This window comes from Pseudomonas sp. NPDC085632, from assembly GCF_044541255.1.
Taxonomy (GTDB): domain Bacteria; phylum Pseudomonadota; class Gammaproteobacteria; order Pseudomonadales; family Pseudomonadaceae; genus Aquipseudomonas.
Genome location: NZ_JBITSX010000009.1, coordinates 108,208 through 110,515 on the forward strand (window position 1 = coordinate 108,208; position 2,308 = coordinate 110,515).

Below are 2,308 nucleotides of genomic sequence, written 5' to 3' on the forward strand. Positions count from 1 at the left end.
TACATCTGCAAAAACAGGTCGGCTAGTAGGCCGCCTTCGCGAGCAGGGTCACTCCCACAGAAGAGCAAAAACACAGAACCGCAAACACCTCGCGCAGCTTCGCTTCTCACCACTCAACAGGATGAGCGTTAGCTCGGCTGCAGCTTTTGATCTTGATCCACCGGTCCCGTCGGCAGGCTGAGTGGAGGGGTTTATCCGGGGGTGGGAGCGCAGCGACCGTTTGGCGGAGCCAAACACATCGAGAGGAGGTGCAGCGAAGCAAACCGTAGGCGATGCCCCCCGGATGAATCCCGGAGCGAAGGAACCCCGAGCTTTAGCGAGCGGGCCAAACGTTGGGACAAGCCTTTTTGGGTACTTTTTCGGCGTCTGGAAAAAGTGCCTCGCCGTAAGGGCGAAACCGCCAGCGGCAACCCCCGAAGCAACGGATATTCACCTAAAACCCCAAGAGCATGGCCGGCCCAAAGGCCGCCAAGACCCGGCACCCAACGCCCAAAAAAAAGCCCCGACCTATTCAGGCCGGGGCTCTCACATCACACCTCAGTCAACCATCAAAACCGCTTGATGTCCGCCTGAGCTTCCAACTGCTTGCGATACGCCGCAAAGTCCTGCTGCCCTTCACGCGAAGCAAGGAAGCGACGGTACTGAACCTTCTCTTCATCCGTCGGCGCAGCCGCTTCGTTAACGCCGTTCAGACGCACGATCATCAAACTACCGTCTGGCAGGGTCACGCTGGTGAACGTCGGCTTGTCCTTGGCAGCCGGCTTCGGCATACGGAACAACGCTTGCAGCACCGCCGGATCAACACCTTCCTGACCACGGGTGGCCGCTTCGGTGGCTTTCCAGTTCTGCCCGTCAACCGCTTTGTCCAGTGGAGCCTTGCCATCGCGCAGATCAGCAATCAGCTTCTCGGCCTTGGTCTTGGCAGCCGCGCTGGCGTGCTCTTTGGTCAACTGAGTGCGGATGGCCACATTCACGCTTTCCAGCGGCAGTTGCGCAGGCTTCAAGTGCTCCTTGGAGCGCAGCACGATCACGGTTTCCGGATCCAGTTCGATGGCGGTGCTGTTGGCACCTTCGTCGATCACTTCGGTGCTGAACGCAGCGGTGACCACGGCACGGTTGGCCGCAACACCTTCGCCACCTTCACGGCCGAAAGGCTTGGAGGTGTGCACGGTCAGCTTCAGATCCGCCGCTGGCTGGGCCAGGTCAGACGCTTCGAACGCCGAGTCTTCCAATTGCTTGGTCGCCTCGACGAAACGCTGCTCGACCTGCGCGGCTTTCAGCTCGCGGGTCAGCTTGTCTTTCAGGCTGGCCAGGGTCGGCACTTCAGGCGCTTCCACACCCAGCAGCTTGATCAAGTGGTAACCGAAGTCGGTGCGAATCGGCTCGGACACCTGGTCTTTCGACAAGGAGTACAAGGCCTTTTCGAAAGCCGGGTCGTAAACACCAGGACCTGCGTAACCGAGGTCACCACCATTGTTGGCCGAGCCCGGGTCTTGCGAGAACTCTTTGGCCAGCGCTTCGAACTTCTCGCCCTTGGCCAGACGCGCCTGGACTTCGTCGATCTTCGCCTTGGCCTGAGCTTCAGTGGTCTTGTCGTTCACTTCGATCAGAATGTGCGCGGCACGACGCTGTTCCGACAGGTTGGCGATCTCTTTCTGATACGCCGCCTGCAGGTCTTCGTCCTTGACCGCAACCTGATCAAAGAACGAGGACTTCTTCAGTTCTACGTAATCGATGATCACTTGGTCCGGAGTCATGAACTCCTTGGCGTGCTCGTCGTAGTAAGCCTTGACTTCGTCGTCGGTCAACTTGACCGCCGCCGGGTCAGCCTTGACGTTCAGGGTAGCGAAATCGCGGGTCTGTTTTTCCAGACGGGCGAATGCCAGCACTTCGGCGTCAGTCACGAAACCGCTGCCCGCCACACCGGCGCGCAGTTGGCCGATCAGCATTTCCTGAGCCAGCATCTGGCGGAATTGCATGCGGCTGTAACCCAGTTGACGGATTACCTGGTCAAAGCGCTCGGAACTGAACTTGCCGTCCACCTGAAATTCAGGTGTCTGCAGGATCACCTGATCCAATGCGCCTTCGGAGAAAGCGAATTTCGCTTGTTCGGCGCCTTGCAGCAGCAGCTTGCGATCAATCAGACCCTTGAGGGCCGATTCACGCAGCATTTTCTCGTCGAGCAAGGAAGCATCGAAGTCCTTGCCCAGTTGTTGCATCAGCTGACGGCGTTGCATATCAACGGCCTGGCTCAGCTCGTTCTGGCTGATTTCTTCACCGTTGACCTTGGCCGCCTCATTCTTGTGAG

General features: G+C 58.7%; 1 protein-coding gene. It reads right to left on the bottom strand.

What is annotated here, in order from left to right; all coding sequences use genetic code 11:
- Positions 1-548: 548 nt before the first annotated feature.
- On the bottom strand, positions 549-2,308 hold a 1,760-nt coding region (locus tag ACIF4X_RS09825; RefSeq protein WP_397481968.1), incomplete at its 5' end, for a SurA N-terminal domain-containing protein.